The sequence below is a fragment of the Mycolicibacter hiberniae genome (assembly GCF_010729485.1).
Classification (GTDB): domain Bacteria; phylum Actinomycetota; class Actinomycetes; order Mycobacteriales; family Mycobacteriaceae; genus Mycobacterium; species Mycobacterium hiberniae.
In genome coordinates, this window is record NZ_AP022609.1 from 76,920 (window position 1) to 94,870 (window position 17,951).

Genomic DNA, 17,951 nt, shown 5'->3' on the forward strand with positions numbered 1-17,951 from the left:
GCGGTCCTTTCGATCGGGTTCGGTTCAGACCTGTCGTCCCGCGCCCGCCCAGTAGGCGTCGCGGAGCGTACGTTTGACCAGCTTTCCGGTTTCGGTGCGGGGCAGCGCGGTGACGAAATCCACCGAGCGCGGGCATTTGAATCCGGCCAGCCGGTCGCGGCAGTACGTGATCAGTTCGTCGGCCAGCTGGTCGCTGGGCTCGGCCCCGTCGAGCAGCTCGACCACCGCTTTGACCTGTTCGCCCCATTCCGGGTCGGGTACGCCGATGACGGCGGCGTCGGCGACGGCGGGGTGAGTGCTCAAGGCGCCTTCGACCTCGGCCGGGTAGATGTTGACGCCACCGCTGATGATCATGTCCTTGGCGCGGTCGCAGATGAACAGGTAGCCGTCGTCGTCGAGGTAGCCGACGTCACCGATGGTGAAGGCGGACCCGCGATGCACCGAGGCCGTCAGTTCGGCGTCATTGCGGTATTCGAAGCGTTCCCCGTCCAGGCGCTCGATATAGACGTTGCCGATGGCGTTGGCAGGCAGGTCATGGCCGTCGTCGTCGATGATTCTGACCCGGACTCCGCGGATCGGCCGGCCCACGGTTCCGGGTTTCTGCAGCCAGCGGTACGGCTTGGCGATGGTTGCGGCGCCCTCGGTGCCGCCGTAGGTCTCCCAGATCGCCGGGCCCCACCAGGCCAGCATCTCTTTTTTGACCTCAAGGGGGCACGGGGCGGCCGAGTGCACCACCGACCGCAGGCTGGACAGGTCATACTTCGCGCGTACCTCGGGGGCGAGCTTGAGCATCCGGACGAACTGAGTCGGCACCATGTAGGCGGTTGTCACCCGGTGGCGTTCGATCGCGGCGAGCGTCTGCTCGGCGTCGAAGCGGCCCAGGATCGCCAGTGGCTGACCGACGTTGAGGGCTCCCAGGTAGAAACTTTGGCAACCGGCGTGGTGCATGCCGGTGGAGACCAGGTGAGCACCGTCGAAGGGACGGAAGTCGAACGCGCGGCCGAAGACGGCCATCGCGTTCGCCGCCTCCGAAGGGTCCCGGCCGTCGAGTTGGCGCACGATCCCCTTCGGCTTGCCGGTGGTGCCCGAGGAATACCGGATGGAATCGCCCTGCGTGCGGTCGGCGGGCGGGGTGGTCGGCTGCCCGGCCAGGAAGTCCGATTCGGCCACAAACCCGTCGGCGTTCGTATCGCCGACGACGATCCGGACGCGGGTCTCCTCGGGTAGGGCGGTGAAGCGGTCCAGATAGTCGCTGTGGGTGACCAGCACCCCGGCGCCGGAATGGTCGAGGATCGAGGTGAACTCGTCGGCCGACAGGGCCGTGTTCAACGTCAGGTAGCGCAGCCCGATCTCGTTGGTGGCAAGTTGCCAGATGACCGCGTCCACGTCGTTGGGCAGGGCGTAGGCCACCACCGATCCGGGGGGGAGGCCGTGTGCGCGCAGGGCGTGGGAAACCCGGTGCGCGGCCGCGGTCAGTTCACCGAAGCTGAGGGTGCGGCCGCTGGGAGATTCGACGATGGCCGGTGCGTCGGGTTGGTCTTCGGCGATCCACCACACGCCCAGACGCTGGTCCCACGGATGTTGCATCGACCCTCCACGCTCGAAATAGCTAGAACAGTATCCTCAATTAAGGGCCAGGGGAAGGCCCGGGTGCAGCCCGGGGGCCGGGTCAGTCGTCCGGCGCCGAGGTCGCGGTCATGTGCGCGCGCATCCGCATCACGGCCAATTCGGCGTCACCGGCGGTGAGCGCATCGAGGATGCCGCGGTGGGCGGGCTCGATCTTCGCCCGTTGCGAGATCGCGCCGATACGCGGGTCGGCGTCGGCGAGCTGGGCGAAGAAGTGCCAGCCCAGTCGCATGGTGACGCCGTGGACCAGCCGCAGCGCGTTGTTGTCGGTGAGCGAGGCCAAGGTCGAGTGGAAGTCCTCGCCGTGCGAAAACGCCGGCCCCAGGCCCTTGTTGCACTCGTGGTGCAACGCCTGTTCGAGGGCATCGGCCCGCTCGGGTGCCGCACGCAGCGCCGCGGCCGCCTGCTCGACCACCGCCAGCTCGAGTCCGGCCCGCAGGTCCATGATGTCGCGCAGCCGGACCCCGCGCCGGCGCAGGTAGATGGTGATGATTTCGACCAGTGCGGAGATGTCAGGCTCGGCGACGAACAGCCCGCCGCCGGGCCCGCGCCGGGTCAGCGCGATCTGGTGATACTCCAGAATCCGGATCGCTTCGCGCACCACGGCGCGGCTGGCGTGGTGGGTGCTCATCAAGGTCGACTCGGATCCGATGAAGGCGCCCGGGGCAGCGCCCGACGTCAGGATCTCGGCGAACAGCCGGCGGGCCAGCGCCTCACCCCGCTTGTCGCCCAGGGTTCCGGCCAGGGCGACCGCCGGGTCGAGCCGCTGACGGGTGGCCGGCTGGGCGCGGATGAAATCGGCCTCGGCCTGCAGATGGCGCCGCATCCGGTCGCGGGCCTGTCCGGGGTTGTTGGTCAGGATCGCCCTGGCGATGCTGTCGTGCGCTCGCGCGGTCTGGCGATCGGTGTCGGGCGGCAGCGCCGCGCTGTCGTTGAAATAGAAGTTGGTGAGCCGTCCGAACGCCTCGACGAACAGCTCGAGGACCGGGTTGGCGGTCAGGGTCGCCAGCTGAGAGTGCAGCAGCCGGTAATTGGAGAACGTTCCCGCGGATTCCTGCTCCAGGGTGTGGCGGATCGCGGCGATGTCGGATTCGGTGATCCGTTGCGAGGCGATCTCGGCCGCCAACTCCTCGAGCAGAATGCGGGTGGCGAACACTTCGTCGAGGGTGGCGTCGACGCGCAGCAGGTGGATGATGCCCGGGCCGATCACGGCGTCGACCTCAGGTTCGTCGATCACCAGCCCGCCGCCGGTTCCGCGCCGCATCCGCGCCACATGCTGGTGCTCGACCAGCCGAATCGCCTCCCGGAAGACGGCGCGGCTCACCCCGTAGCGGGCCAGCAGTTCGGCTTCCGAACCCAGAACCTGGCCGACCGGCCAGCCCAGCTCGATGACGTCGGCGATGATCTGCTCGGCGGCACGTCCGGCCAGCTTGGCGCGACGCGAGTCGACGCGGGGGACGATCAGCTCTGGGTTCACATGCTCACCGGTACAGGGCCGGTCCGTTGCGCCGCGGGCTGGCGCGGCGTTCGGCCAGGGGCGGGTTACCGATATGGGTGTAGGCCATGCCGTTCTGCAGAGCGGTTGACCGGGTCATGTCTAAAGATTCCCATATCGCGCGGATAGTGCCCTGGATTGCCTGGGGGCTGCGTTCTGCGATCGACGCCGCGATGTCGCGGGCGCGGGAGTGCAGCTGCTCGCGAGGCACCACCTCGGACACCAGACCGATCCGCAGCGCCGTGGCCGCTGAGATGCGTTCCTCGGTTCCCATCAGCGCCCAGCGCAGCACCTCACCGAGCGGTACGCCCCGGTGCAGCATGCCGATCGGCTCGAGCGCCGACACGATCGAGGCGTTGGCGTGCGGATCGAAGAACGCGGCTTCCTCGGAGCAGATGATGATGTCGGATTCGTTGAGCAGATATTGAGCGCCGCCGGCGGCCATGCCGTGTACCGCGGTGACCACTGGTTTCCAGCAGCGGTGATGGATCTTCGGTGAGATCACCATGCCCGGGTCGAAGGTGTTCCAGATGTTGCTGCGGAAGAACCAGCTGGAGTCGCCCTTGACGTCCACTCCGGTGCAGAACGCGCGATCGCCGGCGGCCTGCAGCACGACGACGTGAATGTCGTCGGTGTCGCGCACCGTGCGCCAGGCCCAGGTCAGTTCGCTCGCCATCCGGGCGGAGATTGCGTTCATGGCGTCCGGGCGGTTCAGGGTGATGGTGGCGATGTGGTCGGCGACGTCGAACGCGATGTGCTCGAGCGGGATCGGTTCGCCTGCGCTGCCATCGGTAGCACCCTGAGGGGTAGCGGAAATCATAGAAATCAGTGTACTAATAATTTCCAACGGGACAGCGGGATACAGGGAAGTAGAGATGGGGACTCTGGACGGACGCGTCGCGGTGGTCACAGGTGCCGGGCGTGGCATCGGCCGCGAGCATGCGTTGCTCTTTGCCGCCGAAGGAGCCAAGGTCGTGGTGAATGACCTCGGCGGCGCCAGCGACGGAACCGGAGGCGACCGCACTCCGGCCCAGGACGTGGTTGCCGAGATCCGCGACAGCGGCGGCGACGCGCTGGCCAATCATGACGACGTCGCGACCTGGTCGGGAGCGCATTCGTTGATCCGCACCGCGATCGAGCAGTTCGGCGATCTGCACGTCCTGGTCAACAACGCCGGCATTCTGCGCGACCGCACGGTGGTCAACATGACCGAGGCGGAGTTCGACGACGTCATCCGGGTGCACCTCAAAGGGCACTTCGCCCCGCTGCGCCATGCGGCGGCGTACTGGCGGGACCAGGCGAAGAGCGGTGTCGTCACCGACCGGTCGGTGATCAACACCTCGTCGACCTCCGGCCTGTTCGGTCAGCCCGGCCAAACCAACTATGGCGCAGCCAAATCCGGCATCGCGATGATGACCATGATCGCCGCGGAGGAACTGGCCCGATACGGGGTTCGGGTGAATGCCATCGCGCCGGCGGCGCTGACCCGGCTCACCGCGGGCCTGCCCGGGGTGCCCGATCCCGGCAGCAGCGACGCCGTAGGGGCCATGGACCCCGCCAACGTGGCGCCGTTCGTGGCCTACCTGGCAACCGCGGACAGTCCGATCACCGGTCGGGTGTTCTTCGTCATGGGCGGTTCGGTGCAGCTGTTCCAGCCGTGGTCGATCATCGACCGGATCGATGCACCCAGCGGAGAACGCTGGACGGTGACGGACCTGCAGACCAAGGCGGCCCACTTCGCAGAGGTGCCTTTCGAACTCAATCATCCGATGAGGGGCTGAGGTGGGCGGCATCCGTTTCCGAGCGGCGATCCGACGAGTAGCGCATCGATGGGAGTAGCAATGGCCAAGGCTGCCAACCTGGAGCAGACCGCGCTGGGAAGCCGGGAGATGCTCGATGACCCCTACGAGCGCTTTGCCTACCTGCGCTCGCACGCCCCGGTGTCCTGGGCCACCGCGCCGCAGCTGCTGCGCGGCAGGGGCGGCTACCTGCTCACCCGGTTCGACGACGTCATGGCGCTGCACAGCGAGGACCGGTATTCCACCGATGTGCTCAAGTACACCCCGGTGGGCAAATTCGCCTGGGTGCTGCCGCCGACCATCCGGATGCTGACCCAGACCATGGTGTTCAAAGACGACCCGGACCACAAGCGGTTGCGGGCGCTTGTGCACAAGGCGTTCACCCCGAAGCTGGTGGCCACCATGGAATCGGACATCGTCAAGATCGCCGATCAGCTGGCCGACGAGGTGGCGGCCAAACGCGATGTCGACCTGGCGCACGAATACGCGGTCCGGCTACCGCTGGCCGTCATCGCCAAAATGCTCGGGGTGGCCGACAAGGACCGCGACGAGTTCCACCACCTGGTGGAGAAGGTGGGCGACGGTGGCCGCAAACTGGGCATGTTCTCGGCGGCGCGACGGCTTGTCCAGCTGTTTGAGGAGCTGATCGAAGAACGCCGGGTCCGTCCGGACGACGGCCTGATCTCGGACCTGGTGCGGGCCAATGCCGACGGCGACCGGCTCACGCACAAGGAGACGGTGGCCATGGTCTTCCTGTTGCTGCTGGCCGGGCACGACACCACCGCCAGCCTGATCGGCAGCAGCGTCCTGGCGCTCATCGAGCATCCCGACCAGCTTGCCCTGCTGCGCCAGCAGCCCGAGTTGCTGGCGGGAACCGGCATCGAGGAACTGCTGCGCTTCACCTCACCGGTGGCCTCGGGCGCGGCGCGGCTGGCCAAAGAAGATGTCGAAATCCACGGTGTCGCCATCCCGCGCGGGTCGCAGATTCTCGGCATGATCGCCTCGGCCAACCGGGACGAGACGGTGTTCGACAACCCCGACTCCCTGGATCTGACCCGAAAGCCCAACCGCCACCTGGCTTTCAACTTCGGCATGCACTACTGCCTGGGCCACCAGCTGGCCCGCCTCGAGGGCCGCATCGCCCTGACGGCACTGCTGGATCGCTTCTCGCACTGGGAACTGACAGTTCCCAAGGAAAAACTGCATTACAAGCCCACGGTGTCGCTGCGCGGGCTGACCAAACTACCGATACGGATGTACTGACATGACGCAGACGGAGCAGGCCCAAGAATTCGATTACGCCATCAAGGACGAGGACATCGAGCGCGCCAAGCTGCTGCTCGGCGTGGATACCCCGACGAGCATCGATGAGTACTACCGCGAGCTCAGCGCCGACGGGATCCGCAACTTCGCCCGTGCCTACGGCGACGACAACCCGCTGTTCGCCGATCCGCAGTACGCGGCCGGCACCCGCTGGGGGGCGCCGATCGCGCCACCGATGATCCATATCGCGATGGCCCGCAAGATGTTGGGCGACCCGATCCCCGAGGACATTCGCAAAGCCACCAGGGGCCTGTTCTCCGGCGTGCACATGTTCGTCTCGGGGCAGGACACCGAGTGGTACGCGCCGGTGTACCCGGGCGACACGCTCTACGGCTTCGGTGGCTTGGAGTCCATCGAGGAAAAGGCCAGCGAGTACGCCGGCCGTTCGGTCATCCGGCGCATCAGGTCGGTCCGCATCAACCAGCGCGGCGAAGTGGTAGCGGTGACCCGCATGATCCTGATCGCCACCGAACGCAAGAAGTCGCGGGAACGCGGCAAGTACATGGGCCTGACGGCCGCGACCTACACCGACGACGAGATCGCCGAGATCGACGAGATTTACGCCGCCGAAGGTCCCCGCGGTGCCGAGCCCCGCTACTACGAGGACGTCAACGTCGGCGATGTCTTGCCGAAGATGGCCAAGGGGCCGTTCACTCTGACGGACATGATCTGCTTCCATGCCGGTGGTTACGGCCTGGCGCCGTACGGCATCGGACCGGGCCGGGTGGGCTACAAGAACCGGCAGCGCGCGCCCAAGTTCTACATCAAGAACGCGGCGGGAATTCCCGATGTGGCGCAGCGGCTGCACTGGGAGAACGAATGGTCGCAGTCGATCGGTAACCCGATGGCCTATGACTACGGCGTCATGCGGGAGTGTTGGCTGACCCACTACGTCACCGACTGGATGGGTGACGACGGCTGGCTGGTCCGCCAGTACGACGAGATGCGCAAGTTCAACTTCATCGGTGACACCCAGATCATCACCGGGGAGGTGGTGGGCAAGCGCATCGAGAACGGCAATGCCCTCGTCGACCTGGAGTTCCGGGCCACCAGCCAGCGGGGCGAGGTCACCGCACCGGCGACGGCCACCGTTGCCCTGCCGAGCCGGGAACTCGGCCCGGTGATCCTGCCGCAGCCCGATGAGGAACTGCGGCGCAAGGCAGCTTCGATGCTGCGGCGCCACAACGAGCTCCGGCACGGAAACACACGGTGATCGAGACCGGCACCGAGACGGTGCTGGCCCAGGTCGTCGAGGGAGTCGGAGTCATCTCCTTCAACCGGCCGCATCGGCGCAACGCACTGCACAGCGAGATGTATGTGGCGATTCCCGCGCTGCTGGAGCGCTTCGCCGCCGACGACGACATCGGTTGCGTGGTCATCACCGGCACCGGCAGCGCGTTCTGCGCCGGCGGCGACGTCCGCGACGGCGGCTCGGCCCGGGAAGTCACCGCGCCGGATCCCGAGGCCCAGGTCCTGGAACGCAGCGCAGTGCTCGCCGACAACGCGCGGATGGTGACGCTGCTGCACGAGATGCCGAAGATCACCATCGCCGCGCTGCCCGGCGCGGCAGTCGGCGCCGGGATGAGTATCGCGCTGTCCACCGATCTGCGGATCGCAGCGCGCTCGGCCAAGCTGGTTCCGGGCTGGTCGAAGCTGGCCTTCTCCGGTGATTTCGGTGGTGCGTGGTTCCTGACCCACCTGCTCGGGCCGTCCCGGGCGCTGGAACTGCTGATTGCGGATCAGCCCATCGACAGCGACACCGGTTTGGCGTTGGGGCTGTTCAATCGCGTGGTCGATGATGCGGAGCTGTCCGCGGCTGCGCTGGCCTGGGCAGCCGAGATCGCCGCGGGACCGACCGCGGCGTTCGCCGGTACCAAGGCCAATGTCCTTGATGCGCAGCGCCTACCGCTGCACGAGGCAGTAAAGGCGGAGAGTGAGCGCATGGTGCGCAGCGCGCTCACCGCCGAACATCGGGACGCGGTCAAGGCGTGGCTTGCCACGGCGGCGAAGAAGACGCAGGCGCGCCGATGAGCAGTCCCAAGCCCGGGATCGGGGAGGAGATCCGGCAGTGGATCGCCGAGGTCACCGGTGCCGATCGGGTCGAAAGCCGGCAGGTATCCGGGGGCGCCAGCCGACAGGCCTGGTTCGTCGACGTCACCATCGGGTCGCAGACTCAGGAGCTGTTCCTGCGGTATGACCCGAAGCCCGCCGATCCCGGCGGCGCGTTTCATCCCCTGCAGGTAGAGGCCGAGATCATGGCCGAGCTGCATCGTCACGGGGTCACTGTGCCCCGCGTCATCGCCGCGCATCCGGTGCAGCAGGCCGTGCTGCTGGAACGAGTGGGCGGGCAGACCTGGTTCCGGTTGATCAAAGATCCCGATGAGCAGGTGCGCACCGCGCGCGACTTCATCGCCAAACTTGCTGCCCTGCACCGGATCGACGCATGCGATCTCAAGATCGACAGTCTGGGCCCGGCCGGTCCGGTGGCCGAGCACGTGCGCGCCGAGATCGCGGCGATGCGGGCGCGGGTGGCGCGGTACGGCAAACCCGCACCGCTGGTGACGTTCTGCATCGACTGGCTGGATCGCAATGTGCCCGACTACGACGGGCCGACGGTGTTGGTCCAGGGCGACACCGGACCGGGAAACTTCATGTACGCCGACGGTGCCGTCACGGCCGTAGTCGACTGGGAGTTGGCCCATTTCGGCGACCCGATGGACGACATCGCCTGGTTGTCGCTGCGGGCGGTCCAGGACACCTTCACCGTGTTCCCGGATCGGCTGGCCGAGTACGAACAACTGTCCGGACATCGCATCGACGAAGGACGGGTCTGGTACTACCGGTTGTTCGCCGAAACCCGTCTGGCGTCGATCAACCCGGGCACCGTGGACATCAGGGCCTCGGCACCGGCCGGGTCACCGGACGCCGGGAACAGCCTGATCTACGGCATGCTGCACCGGCGGATGCTGGTGGAGGCGCTGGCGCAGGTGGTCGGCATTCCCGAGGTAGACGTCGACCTGCCCGAGGACGGCGGCGACGGGGAGTTCTCGGCGGTCTATGAGGCGGCGGCCTCTTCGCTGTCCGGCGCGGCGGAACGCATCACCGATGCCCTGGCGATGCGCTACGTGAAAGGCGCGGCGCGACTGGTCAAGTACCTCGCCGAAGTCAACCGGGTCGGTGCGCAGGTCGATGCGGCCGAAACCGCCGAACTGGCCGCGCTGCTGGGCGGTGTCCCGGCGTCGGTGTCGGCGGGCCGGGCCGCGCTGGCCGAGGCGGTGGGCCGCGGCGCGATCAGCGAATACGACTACGTCGCCCAGTTGTGGCGCGGCATCAAACGTGACGACTACCTGACTCGAACGGCCTCGGGGGCGCTGGCGCGCCGTACCTGGCCGCCGCTGAGTCATTGAAGAAGAATCCCGATAAGCAAGGAGCGCTGGACCGTTGGGTATCGCAATCACCGAAGAACACCGGGAGCTGGCCGGGGTAGCCCGGTCCTTCCTGGAAGCGCGTAAGGCTCGCGAGGCGGCCCGGACGCTGCTGGATGCCCACGACGAGCCGCAGGTCTCGTTCTGGGACGAGTTGGCCGGCCTGGGCTGGCTGGGCCTGCACATCGATGAGCAGTACGGCGGTGCGGGCTGCGGCCTGCTGGAACTGGTCACCGTGGTCGAGGAGTTCGGCCGCGTCAACGCCCCGGGTTCCTTCGTCCCGACGGTGACGGCCTCCGCGGTGATTGCGGCGGCCGGCAACGAAGCCCAGCGAGCACGCTGGCTTCCCGGGCTGGTCGACGGTTCGGTGACCGGCGCCGTCGACGTCGACTCGTCGGTGACGGCACACGGCGACGAATTCTCCGGCGATGCCCTGGTGATCGGGGCCGGGCTGGCCGATGTCCTGGTGCTGTCGGTGGGGGAGGACGTCATCGTGGTCGGCAGCGATGCCGCCGGCGTGCGTGTCGAGGTTCCGGCCAACCTCGATCCGACTCGACGGTCGGGACGGGTCGCGCTGGCCGGTGTCGCGGCGGCCGGGGTCGACATCCTGCCCGGCGCGGCAGCGCTGGCGAAGTCACTGGCCCGCACCATCTTTGCCGCAGAGGCCATCGGCGGAGCCCAGGACTGCGTGGAGCATGCGGTGGCCTACGCCAAGGTTCGCGAGCAGTTCGGCCGCACCATCGGAACCTTCCAGGCCGTCAAGCATCATGCCGCCAACATGCTGGTGGCGGCCGAGTCGGCCACAGCCACGGTATGGGATGCCGCTCGGGCGGCTGCCGACGGCGACGAGCAGCTCGCGCTGATGGCCGCATGCGCTGCCACCCTGGCCTTCTCGGCCTACGTGCACAATGCCGAGCTCAATATCCAGCTGCACGGCGGTATCGGATTCACCTGGGAGCATGACGCGCACCTGCACCTGCGGCGGGCTCTGGTGCTGCGCGGCCTGTTCGGCGGCCGGGACGCCCCGGCGCAGGCGTACGAACTGACAGCCAAGGGCGTGGTGCGGGAGAACTCGATCGAACTCCCGGCGCAGGCCGAGACGCTGCGCGCCGAGGTCCGCGCCGAGGTCGCCTCCTGGTCCGGGCTGGACGAGGCCGCGTTGCGCGAGCGGATGATCGAAACCGGTTATGTGATGCCGCACTGGCCCAAGCCGTGGGGCCGGGCCGCAGACGCGGTCGAGCAGCTGGTGATCGAACAGGAACTGGCCGACGCGGCGGTCAAGCGGCCGGATTACGGCATCACCGCGTGGGTGATCCTGACTCTGATCCAGCACGGCAGTGCCGAGCAGATCGAGCGGTACGTCGCTCCGGCGCTGCGTAAGGAAGAAGTCTGGTGCCAGCTGTTCTCCGAGCCGGGTGCCGGATCGGACGCCGCGGCGGTGGCCACCAAGGCGGTCCGTGTCGACGGCGGCTGGGTCATCAACGGGCAGAAGGTATGGACCAGCGGAGCCCAGCACTGCCAGCGGGGTCTGGCGACGGTGCGCACCGATCCCGATGCGCCCAAGCACAGTGGCATCACCACGGTGATCATCGATATGGCCGCCGAGGGCGTCGAGGTTCGGCCGCTGCGCCAGATCACCGGGGGAGCTGAGTTCAACGAGGTGTTCTTCACCGACGTGTTCATCCCCGACGAGAACGTGGTCGGGCAGCCCAACGCCGGCTGGACGGTGGCCCGCGCGACGCTGGGCAATGAGCGGGTCAGCATCGGCGGCGGGGCGGCCAGCGCCGACGGTGCGACGCGGGTGATCGTGGACCTGACCCAGCGCTACGGCGACGACATCGCCGGCGGGCCCGAACGAGCCGGCAGGTTCATCGCCGAAGACCACGCTCTGCGGCTGCTGAACCTACGGCGGGTGGTGCGCAGTGTGAGCGGCGCAGAACCCGGCCCGGAGGGCAACGTGACCAAGCTGCTGATCGCCGAGCACGTGGTCAAGCGGGCCGGACTGTCGGCGGAGTTGTTCGGTCGCGACGTCGCGGTGCTGACGGCGCCGGCGAAGGTGACGGGCCTGCTGGTGCTGGGATCCCGCGGGATGACGATCGCCGGCGGAACATCAGAGGTGACCCGTAATCAGATCGCCGAGCGCATCCTCGGTCTGCCGCGCGACCCGTTGATCAAATGAGGGGGACGGCGGGGTGTTCAGGCCGGGGCGAACACCGGCACGAACGCCTCGCCGTGCTCCTCGAAGCGGACCCGCAGGGCCATCCCGCAGGTCAGCGAATCCACGTCGCAGTCGACGAGGTTGGTGACCAGCCGCAGACCGGGCTGTTCGGCGATCTCGACCAGCGCGATGACGAACGGCGTTGGCACATCGGGATGAAACTGCTGATGCGCCACGGTGTAGCTGTACAGCGTGGCGTCCCCGGAGACCGCGGCGAAGGCCAGCGGCTCACCGCAGTCCGAGCAGTTGCTCCGGGGCGGATGGACGTAGCGCCGGCAGGGTTCGCACCGGGCGAGATGCAACTTCCCGTCGGCCCCGCCGGTCCAGAAGCCGCGGTTGTGATCGTCGATCCCGGGCAGAATCCGGGGGGCGAAAGCGGGCACAGGCGCCATTGTTTAATAGTACACTCATTTATGACATTGGCGACGGAGGTTTCATGATCGAAGCGGCGCGGCCCGCTCCGGTGATCTCGGGGACCGGGATCTCGGGCATCGGGAGGCGGACCGGCATCCCCGCCGCGGACATGACGGTGCAGGCCTGCACGGCGGCCATCGCCGACGCCGGCCTCAAGCCCGCCGACATCGACGGGATCATCACCCTCGGTGACACCCCGGCCGCCGAGGCCGCCGCCCTGTTGGGGATCGCCGATCCCGGTGATTTCGGCACGGCCTTCGGGTCCGCGGGACTGCTCACCCCGGTGGTGCAGGCCGCCGAGGCGGTCGCCTCGGGCCGGCTCCGGCATGTCCTGGTCTACCGCACGGTGCAGATGATCGGTGGCACCGCGCAAGCGCCGAAGAAGGGCGCCAAGCTCCCCGACGCACTGTCGGACGTCGGTTACCTGCTTGCCGCCCACGCCTATTCGGCAGCCAACTGGCTGGCGCTGCATTGCCGGCGGCACATGGATCTCTACGGCACCACCAAGGAGCAGCTCGGCTGGGTGGCGATCAACGCGCGCCGCAACGCCGCCCGCAACCCGCTGGCGGTGTACCGCGAGCCGATCACCATGGACGACTACCTCAACGCCAGGCCGGTCTCCACTCCGCTGGGCCTGCTGGACTGTGACGTCCCGGTCGACGGATCCATCGCGCTGGTGATCTCGGTGGCCGACCACCGCCGCAACGCCCCCCACGGGGCGGTGGCCATCGAGGCATCCGGGGGGTCCTCCGGGGCGGGCGGATGGTTCAGCCGTGCCGACTATCCGCAGATGGCCGCTACCGACGCGGCAGCCCAGATGTGGTCGAAGACCTCGCTCAAGCCCGCAGATGTCGACCTCGCCGAACTCTACGACGGGTTCAGTTTCCTCACCCTGGCCTGGCTGGAAGCGCTCGGCTTCTGCGCGCGCGGCGAGTCCGGACCGTTCGTCGACGGCGGCCAGCGCATCGCGCTCGACGGCGAGCTGCCGCTGAACACCTACGGCGGGCAACTGTCCGCCGGACGTATGCACGGCTACTGGGTGCTGCATGAGGCATGTCAGCAGCTGCGCGGGTGCGCCGGCCCGACGTCTCTGGCCACCCGGCCGGAGGTGGCCGTGGTCTCCGCCGGCGGCGGACCGATCGCAGGATGTGTGCTGCTGTCATGCTGACCCCGGCCACCGAGACGTTGGCGGACATACCCGGCGAGATGGTCCGCGCCGCAGCGCAGCACGGCGCCACCGCAGTGCAGGTGCACAGCGACGTCAACCCCTACTCGGGTTCGCTCGGTGAGATCTTCGGGGAAAGCTGCCGGGTGGCCGCGTCCCTGGCGGCGCTCGGTATCGGGCCCGGTGACGTGGTGGCCCTGCAGTTGCCCAACTGGCGGGAGTGCTTCACCGCGCATGCCGGGATCTGGCTGGCGGGGGCGGTCGCGCTGCCCATCGTGCCGATCTACGGTCCCGCCGAAGTCGCCTTCATCGCCCGGCAATCCGGGGCCCGGGCGTTGATCCTGGCCCGCGAGAACCGCAACCGCGACGCCGCCGCGACCCTGGCCGCGCTCGCCGACGTGCCGAGCCTGCAGCACCGCATCCTGGTCGGCGCTGCGCTGCCGGGAACACTGTCCTATGTCGAGCTCGCCGCTGCCGCCGCACCCGGCTTCACCCCGGTCGTCGACGACGACCCGCACCGGCGCTGCCTGCTGGTGTACACCTCCGGCACCACCGCCGAGCCCAAGGGTGTGCAGCACACTCATGCCAGCCTGCTCGGCGAGGTGGCATCGCTGGACCAGATGCGTTCCTCCGGGCCAGATCTGACCACCCTGTCGGTCTTCCCCTCCGGACATATCGCCGGCACACTCGGCATCCTGCGGATGCTGTGCCGGGGCAGCAGCACCATCGCGATGGATGCCTGGAACCCCGAGAAAGCCGCGACCCTCATCGATCGTTACGCGGTGGGCTCCTCCGGCGGTGCGCCCATTCACCTCAGCGGGATACTCGACATCGCGGAGCGCGACCGGCTGGACCTGTCCAGTCTGCGGGAATACACCACCGGCGCCGCCGGGGTGGCCGGCGCCCTGATCCGCCGAGCCGACGGGTTCGGCATCGGGGCGTTCCGGTGCTATGGCTCCTCAGAGCATCCGACGATCAGCTCGGGACGCCCGGAGGATCCGCTGCACAAGCGGGCCGACACCGACGGCCGGATCTGTCCGGGCACCGAGGTCAGAATCGTCGATGACGACGGCCGCGACCTGGCCATCGGCGAGGCCGGCGAGATTTTGACCCGCGGCCCCGAAGTGTTCAGCGGGTACACCGATTCGGAGTTCACCCGCGCCGGCATGGTCGACGGATGGTTCCGTACCGGAGATGTCGGGCGCCTCGATGCCGACGGATACCTCACCATCACCGACCGCAAGAAGGACATCATCGTCCGAGGCGGAGAGAACATCTCCTCCAAGGAAGTCGAGGACGTGCTGAGCGCGCATCCGGCGATCGCCGAGGCCGCCGCGGTCGGTGCACCTGATGAGACTTACGGCGAGCGGGTCTGCGCCTTCGTGGTCGTCAACCCCGGCCGCAGATTCGACCTCGCCGACGCCGCAGCATATTTCGCCGACTGCGGCTTGGCGCGGCAGAAGACCCCGGAGCGCATCGTGGTGGTTTCCGAACTGCCGCGCACGGCGAGCGGAAAGATTCAAAAGCACGTTCTCCGAGAACAACTCAGATAGGCGGAAGGGAACCGAGATGGGCAGAGTAGACGGAAAAGTCGTCCTGGTCACCGGCGGGGCGCGCGGTCAGGGCCGCCGGCACGCCGTGCGGCTGGCCGAGGAAGGCGCCGACATCATCTTGTTCGATGTCTGTGCCGATATCGAACACAACGAGTACGCGCTGGCCCGCCCTGAGGACCTGGACGAGGCCTGCCGAGAGGTCGAGAAGTCCGGCCACCGGGTGACTGCGGCCGCCGTGGACGTCCGCGACCGCGCCGCCGTCGAGGCCGCGCTGGCCGCAGCGGTCGCCGAGATGGGCAAGCTCGATGTGGTGGTCGCCAATGCCGGCATCTGCCCGCTGGGGCTCAACCAGCCGATCGGCGCCTTCGCGAACGCCTTCGACGTCGACTTCGTCGGGGTCGTCAACACCGTGCACGCGGCACTGCAGTACCTGACGGCCGGAGCGTCGATCGTGACCGTCGGTTCGGTGGCGGGGCTCTTGGCGGAGAAGGCGGGGCCCGGTGCGGCGATGGGCCCGCAGGGATCCGGCGGTGCCGGCTACAACCTGGCCAAGCAGTTCATCGACAAGTACACCCTGGCGCTGGCCGCGCAACTGTCACCGCTGTCCATCCGTGCCAACGTGGTGCATCCGACCAATGTCAACACCCCCATGCTGCACAACGAGGGGATGTACAAGATGTTCCGCCCGGATCTGGAGCACCCCGGCGTGGACGACGCCCTGCTCACCTTCCCGATGATGCAAGGCATGCCCATTCCGTACGTGGAGCCCGAAGACGTCTCGCACGCGGTGTGCTACCTGGCCTCTGACGAGTCCCGATATGTCACCGGGGTGCAACTCAAGGTGGATGCCGGCGCCAGCCTGAAGTTCTAAAGAAGCCGGCATGAGGTGGGGAATGCCCTGGCCCGGGGCTGATCTCGCGCAGCGTTGCGAGCAGGCGGGCGCTGTCGCCTTCTGTGCCGGCGAGTTCGCCGACACCAGTGCGTATGTGACGGCTGCCGAAATGGCGCGATCCACCACCACGGCCAGGACGGGGCCGGGCATCGCCTATGCGTTTGCCCGGTCACCGTTCGTGCACGCCTCTTCGGTGCGCCACCTCAACCGGATTGCGCCCGGCCGGGTCTTTTTGGGGCTGGGGGCGGGAACGGCACGGATGAACCGCGACTGGTTCGGCGTCGACTCCAGCCACCCCGCTCGCCGGATGGCCGAACTCGTCAGCTGCATCCGCGGTTTCCTGCAGGCCGAGAATGACCAGAAGATCGTGTTCGACGGCGACTTCTACTCGTTGAACACCCACATCCGGGCACCGGTCATGGGCCCCATCGACGTACCGATCCTGCTGGGAGCCTTCAACGTCCATATGATCCGCTCCGCCGGGAGCGTGGCGGACGGGGTACTGGGCCACCCGCTGTTCACCGACAGGTGGTGGACCGACGTGGTCGATCCGCAACTGGCGATCGGCGCTGCACGGCAGGGCCGGGATCCAGCCGAGCTGAAGCGCTGGGGCTGGATCACCACCGTGATCGACAACGAAGACCCGCAGCGCGCGGTTCAGGACGCCAAGCGCCAGATCGCGTTCGAGCTCACCGTCCGGACCTACGACTCGCTGGTGGACCTGCACGGCTGGCAGGACGAAGTCGCGGCGATCCGAGCCGAGTTCGCCAAGGGCAACGCCCGCGAGCTGGGCAAGCACGTCAGCGATGACATGTTGTGGGCGATGGCGGTGTGCGGCGACACCGCCCAGGCCCGCGAGATGCTGGCAGCCCGGCGGCGGCTGCCCGACATCGGCTTCTTCTCGCCGCCAGGCTTTCTCGTCAGTCCGCGGCGCCGACAGCGCTACGGAGAACAGGTGATCCAGGCGTTTGCCGAGAATGGAGAAGTTCTGACATGACCACAAGTTCTGTCACCACCGATGGCGACACGATGAAACAGCTTTGGGTGGGTGCCAAGGAGTCGCCGCCCATCGTCTGGCTGGCGCGGCTCGGTGCGGTGTTCGTGGTGTTTCAGCTCTACGTGTATCTGCGCTGGATCTTCTCGGACAGCTTCGCGCCCACACCGGCTGGACCCGACCCGATCCCGGGATCCTCGATGTTCTGGATCCGGTTCTGGGAGATCGGCTGTGTGCTGCTCGGTATCGGGCTCATCTGGTGGATCGTGCGCAAAATGCGGGCCGAGCGGGAGATTCCGCCGATCGGGATCTTCGTGGTGGCCTGGCTGCTGGCAGCCTGGCAGGACCCCGGCGTCAACGCGACCCGTCCGGTCTTCGCATACAACAGTGGCTTCTTCAACAGGGGAACCTGGGGCGAGTTCATTCCCGGGTGGGTGAGCAAGGGCGCGGAGAATCCCCAGCCCCTGATCTACTTCCTGGCCAGCTACATCGTGTTGACCCCGCTGGCGATCATGGGCATCGACAAACTGATCGGCCGGCTGCGCACCGCGGCGCCCCGGCTGAACAGGGCGGGCGTGCTGGCGACGATGGTGCTGCTGTTCACCGTGCTGGACATCGTGCTGGAGCAGTACTTCCATCGCGTCGGCCTGTGGACCTACCTCCGCGTGGACGGTTCATGGTCGATCTTCTCCGGCCACCTGTATCAGTTCCCCCTGTACGAAGGCGTTTTCTTCGGCGGCATCGTGAGCACGTTGTCCATCGCCATCTACTGCTTCCGGGACAAGGACGGCCGGATGATCACCGACGCCGGGATCGAGAAGCTGCGCAACAAGCGCATGGTCCCGCTGGTACGCATCCTGGCTCTGACCGGCGTGTTCAACGTGATCATGATGGTCTTCATGCTCGGCTTCAACCTGGTGAATCAGCACGCCGACACCCAACCGGCGCAAGACATCCCGAGTTACCTGCACCACGATATGTGCGGCCTGGGCCCGAATCCGCCGTGCCCGCCGCTACCGTGACCGGCTGAGCTGGCAGGGCGGTCGG

General features: G+C 67.7%; 15 protein-coding genes. 11 read left to right on the plus strand and 4 right to left on the minus strand.

The window, feature by feature from the left end; translation table 11 throughout:
* Positions 1–24: 24 nt before the first annotated feature.
* The 3 genes from G6N14_RS00395 to G6N14_RS00405 form a co-directional block, all read right to left on the minus strand.
* Complete coding sequence (locus G6N14_RS00395; RefSeq protein ID WP_085136657.1) at positions 25–1,587, minus strand: AMP-binding protein; 1,563 nt, start codon at positions 1,585–1,587, stop codon at positions 25–27.
* 82 nt (positions 1,588–1,669) lie between these two features.
* Positions 1,670–3,103: a FadR/GntR family transcriptional regulator gene (locus G6N14_RS00400; protein WP_085136658.1), complete on the minus strand. Its 1,434-nt coding sequence runs from the start codon at positions 3,101–3,103 to the stop codon at positions 1,670–1,672.
* A 4-nt stretch (positions 3,104–3,107) separates the two neighbouring features.
* On the minus strand, positions 3,108–3,941 hold the full coding sequence (locus G6N14_RS00405) for an enoyl-CoA hydratase/isomerase family protein (RefSeq protein WP_085136659.1): 834 nt from the start codon (positions 3,939–3,941) through the stop codon (positions 3,108–3,110).
* 55 nt (positions 3,942–3,996) lie between these two features.
* Between G6N14_RS00405 and G6N14_RS00410 the strand changes: the two genes are divergently transcribed.
* From G6N14_RS00410 to G6N14_RS00435, 6 genes are read left to right on the plus strand one after another with little or no spacing between them, the layout of a single operon-like run.
* Positions 3,997–4,902, plus strand: coding sequence for an SDR family oxidoreductase (locus G6N14_RS00410; protein ID WP_085136660.1), 906 nt, complete (start codon positions 3,997–3,999; stop codon positions 4,900–4,902).
* 48 nt (positions 4,903–4,950) lie between these two features.
* On the plus strand, positions 4,951–6,183 hold the full coding sequence (locus G6N14_RS00415; protein WP_234808987.1) for a cytochrome P450 family protein: 1,233 nt from the start codon (positions 4,951–4,953) through the stop codon (positions 6,181–6,183).
* Position 6,184: 1 nt separating this feature from the next.
* Positions 6,185–7,456 (plus strand): FAS1-like dehydratase domain-containing protein, encoded by a 1,272-nt coding sequence (locus G6N14_RS00420; RefSeq protein WP_085136662.1) that lies wholly within the window; start codon positions 6,185–6,187, stop codon positions 7,454–7,456.
* Positions 7,453–8,274, plus strand: coding sequence for an enoyl-CoA hydratase/isomerase family protein (locus G6N14_RS00425; protein WP_085136663.1), 822 nt, complete (start codon positions 7,453–7,455; stop codon positions 8,272–8,274). The genes G6N14_RS00420 and G6N14_RS00425 overlap by 4 nt, the downstream gene beginning before the upstream one ends.
* Positions 8,271–9,650 (plus strand): phosphotransferase family protein, encoded by a 1,380-nt coding sequence (locus G6N14_RS00430; protein WP_109559894.1) that lies wholly within the window; start codon positions 8,271–8,273, stop codon positions 9,648–9,650. Before G6N14_RS00425 ends, G6N14_RS00430 begins: the two co-directional genes overlap by 4 nt.
* Before the next feature lie 34 nt (positions 9,651–9,684).
* Positions 9,685–11,847 carry an acyl-CoA dehydrogenase family protein gene (locus tag G6N14_RS00435; RefSeq protein ID WP_085136664.1) on the plus strand — a complete coding sequence of 721 codons (2,163 nt, stop codon included), beginning with the start codon at positions 9,685–9,687 and terminating at the stop codon, positions 11,845–11,847.
* 17 nt (positions 11,848–11,864) lie between these two features.
* Here the strand turns inward: G6N14_RS00435 and G6N14_RS00440 are convergent, their stop codons facing one another.
* Positions 11,865–12,278, minus strand: a complete 414-nt coding sequence (locus tag G6N14_RS00440; protein WP_085136665.1) for a Zn-ribbon domain-containing OB-fold protein — start codon at positions 12,276–12,278, stop codon at positions 11,865–11,867.
* A gap of 44 nt (positions 12,279–12,322) precedes the next feature.
* On the opposite strand from G6N14_RS00440, the gene G6N14_RS00445 reads away from it, so the two are divergent.
* Genes G6N14_RS00445 through G6N14_RS00465 form a run of 5 tightly spaced genes read left to right on the plus strand, consistent with a single transcriptional unit; the run spans position 12,323 to position 17,926 of the window.
* The gene (locus G6N14_RS00445) at positions 12,323–13,468 is read left to right on the plus strand and encodes a thiolase family protein (protein WP_085136666.1); all 1,146 of its coding nucleotides are present in this window, start codon (positions 12,323–12,325) and stop codon (positions 13,466–13,468) included.
* A complete protein-coding gene (locus G6N14_RS00450; protein WP_234808988.1) occupies positions 13,462–15,018 on the plus strand; it encodes a class I adenylate-forming enzyme family protein in 1,557 nt (518 codons plus the stop codon). Before G6N14_RS00445 ends, G6N14_RS00450 begins: the two co-directional genes overlap by 7 nt.
* Positions 15,019–15,034: 16 nt before the next feature.
* Positions 15,035–15,889: a mycofactocin-coupled SDR family oxidoreductase gene (locus G6N14_RS00455; protein ID WP_085136667.1), complete on the plus strand. Its 855-nt coding sequence runs from the start codon at positions 15,035–15,037 to the stop codon at positions 15,887–15,889.
* A gap of 10 nt (positions 15,890–15,899) precedes the next feature.
* Entirely contained in the window at positions 15,900–16,907 is a 1,008-nt protein-coding gene (locus G6N14_RS00460) for an LLM class flavin-dependent oxidoreductase (RefSeq protein WP_085136668.1), read from the plus strand.
* The gene (locus tag G6N14_RS00465) at positions 16,904–17,926 is read left to right on the plus strand and encodes a spirocyclase AveC family protein (protein WP_085136669.1); all 1,023 of its coding nucleotides are present in this window, start codon (positions 16,904–16,906) and stop codon (positions 17,924–17,926) included. Before G6N14_RS00460 ends, G6N14_RS00465 begins: the two co-directional genes overlap by 4 nt.
* The last annotated feature ends 25 nt before the right edge of the window (positions 17,927–17,951 follow it).

Excerpts from the sequence above, each read along its gene's own strand:
- G6N14_RS00395 (WP_085136657.1), bottom strand. The coding sequence starts at position 1,587 with ATGCAACATCCGTGGGACCAGCGTCTGGGCGTGTGGTGGATCGCCGAA.
- G6N14_RS00405 (WP_085136659.1), bottom strand. The coding sequence starts at position 3,941 with ATGATTTCCGCTACCCCTCAGGGTGCTACCGATGGCAGCGCAGGCGAA.
- G6N14_RS00410 (WP_085136660.1), top strand. The coding sequence starts at position 3,997 with ATGGGGACTCTGGACGGACGCGTCGCGGTGGTCACAGGTGCCGGGCGT.
- G6N14_RS00415 (WP_234808987.1), top strand. The coding sequence starts at position 4,951 with ATGGGAGTAGCAATGGCCAAGGCTGCCAACCTGGAGCAGACCGCGCTG.
- G6N14_RS00420 (WP_085136662.1), top strand. The coding sequence starts at position 6,185 with ATGACGCAGACGGAGCAGGCCCAAGAATTCGATTACGCCATCAAGGAC.
- G6N14_RS00430 (WP_109559894.1), top strand. The coding sequence starts at position 8,271 with ATGAGCAGTCCCAAGCCCGGGATCGGGGAGGAGATCCGGCAGTGGATC.
- G6N14_RS00440 (WP_085136665.1), bottom strand. The coding sequence starts at position 12,278 with ATGGCGCCTGTGCCCGCTTTCGCCCCCCGGATTCTGCCCGGGATCGAC.
- G6N14_RS00445 (WP_085136666.1), top strand. The coding sequence starts at position 12,323 with ATGATCGAAGCGGCGCGGCCCGCTCCGGTGATCTCGGGGACCGGGATC.
- G6N14_RS00450 (WP_234808988.1), top strand. The coding sequence starts at position 13,462 with ATGCTGACCCCGGCCACCGAGACGTTGGCGGACATACCCGGCGAGATG.
- G6N14_RS00455 (WP_085136667.1), top strand. The coding sequence starts at position 15,035 with ATGGGCAGAGTAGACGGAAAAGTCGTCCTGGTCACCGGCGGGGCGCGC.
- G6N14_RS00460 (WP_085136668.1), top strand. The coding sequence starts at position 15,900 with ATGAGGTGGGGAATGCCCTGGCCCGGGGCTGATCTCGCGCAGCGTTGC.
- G6N14_RS00465 (WP_085136669.1), top strand. The coding sequence starts at position 16,904 with ATGACCACAAGTTCTGTCACCACCGATGGCGACACGATGAAACAGCTT.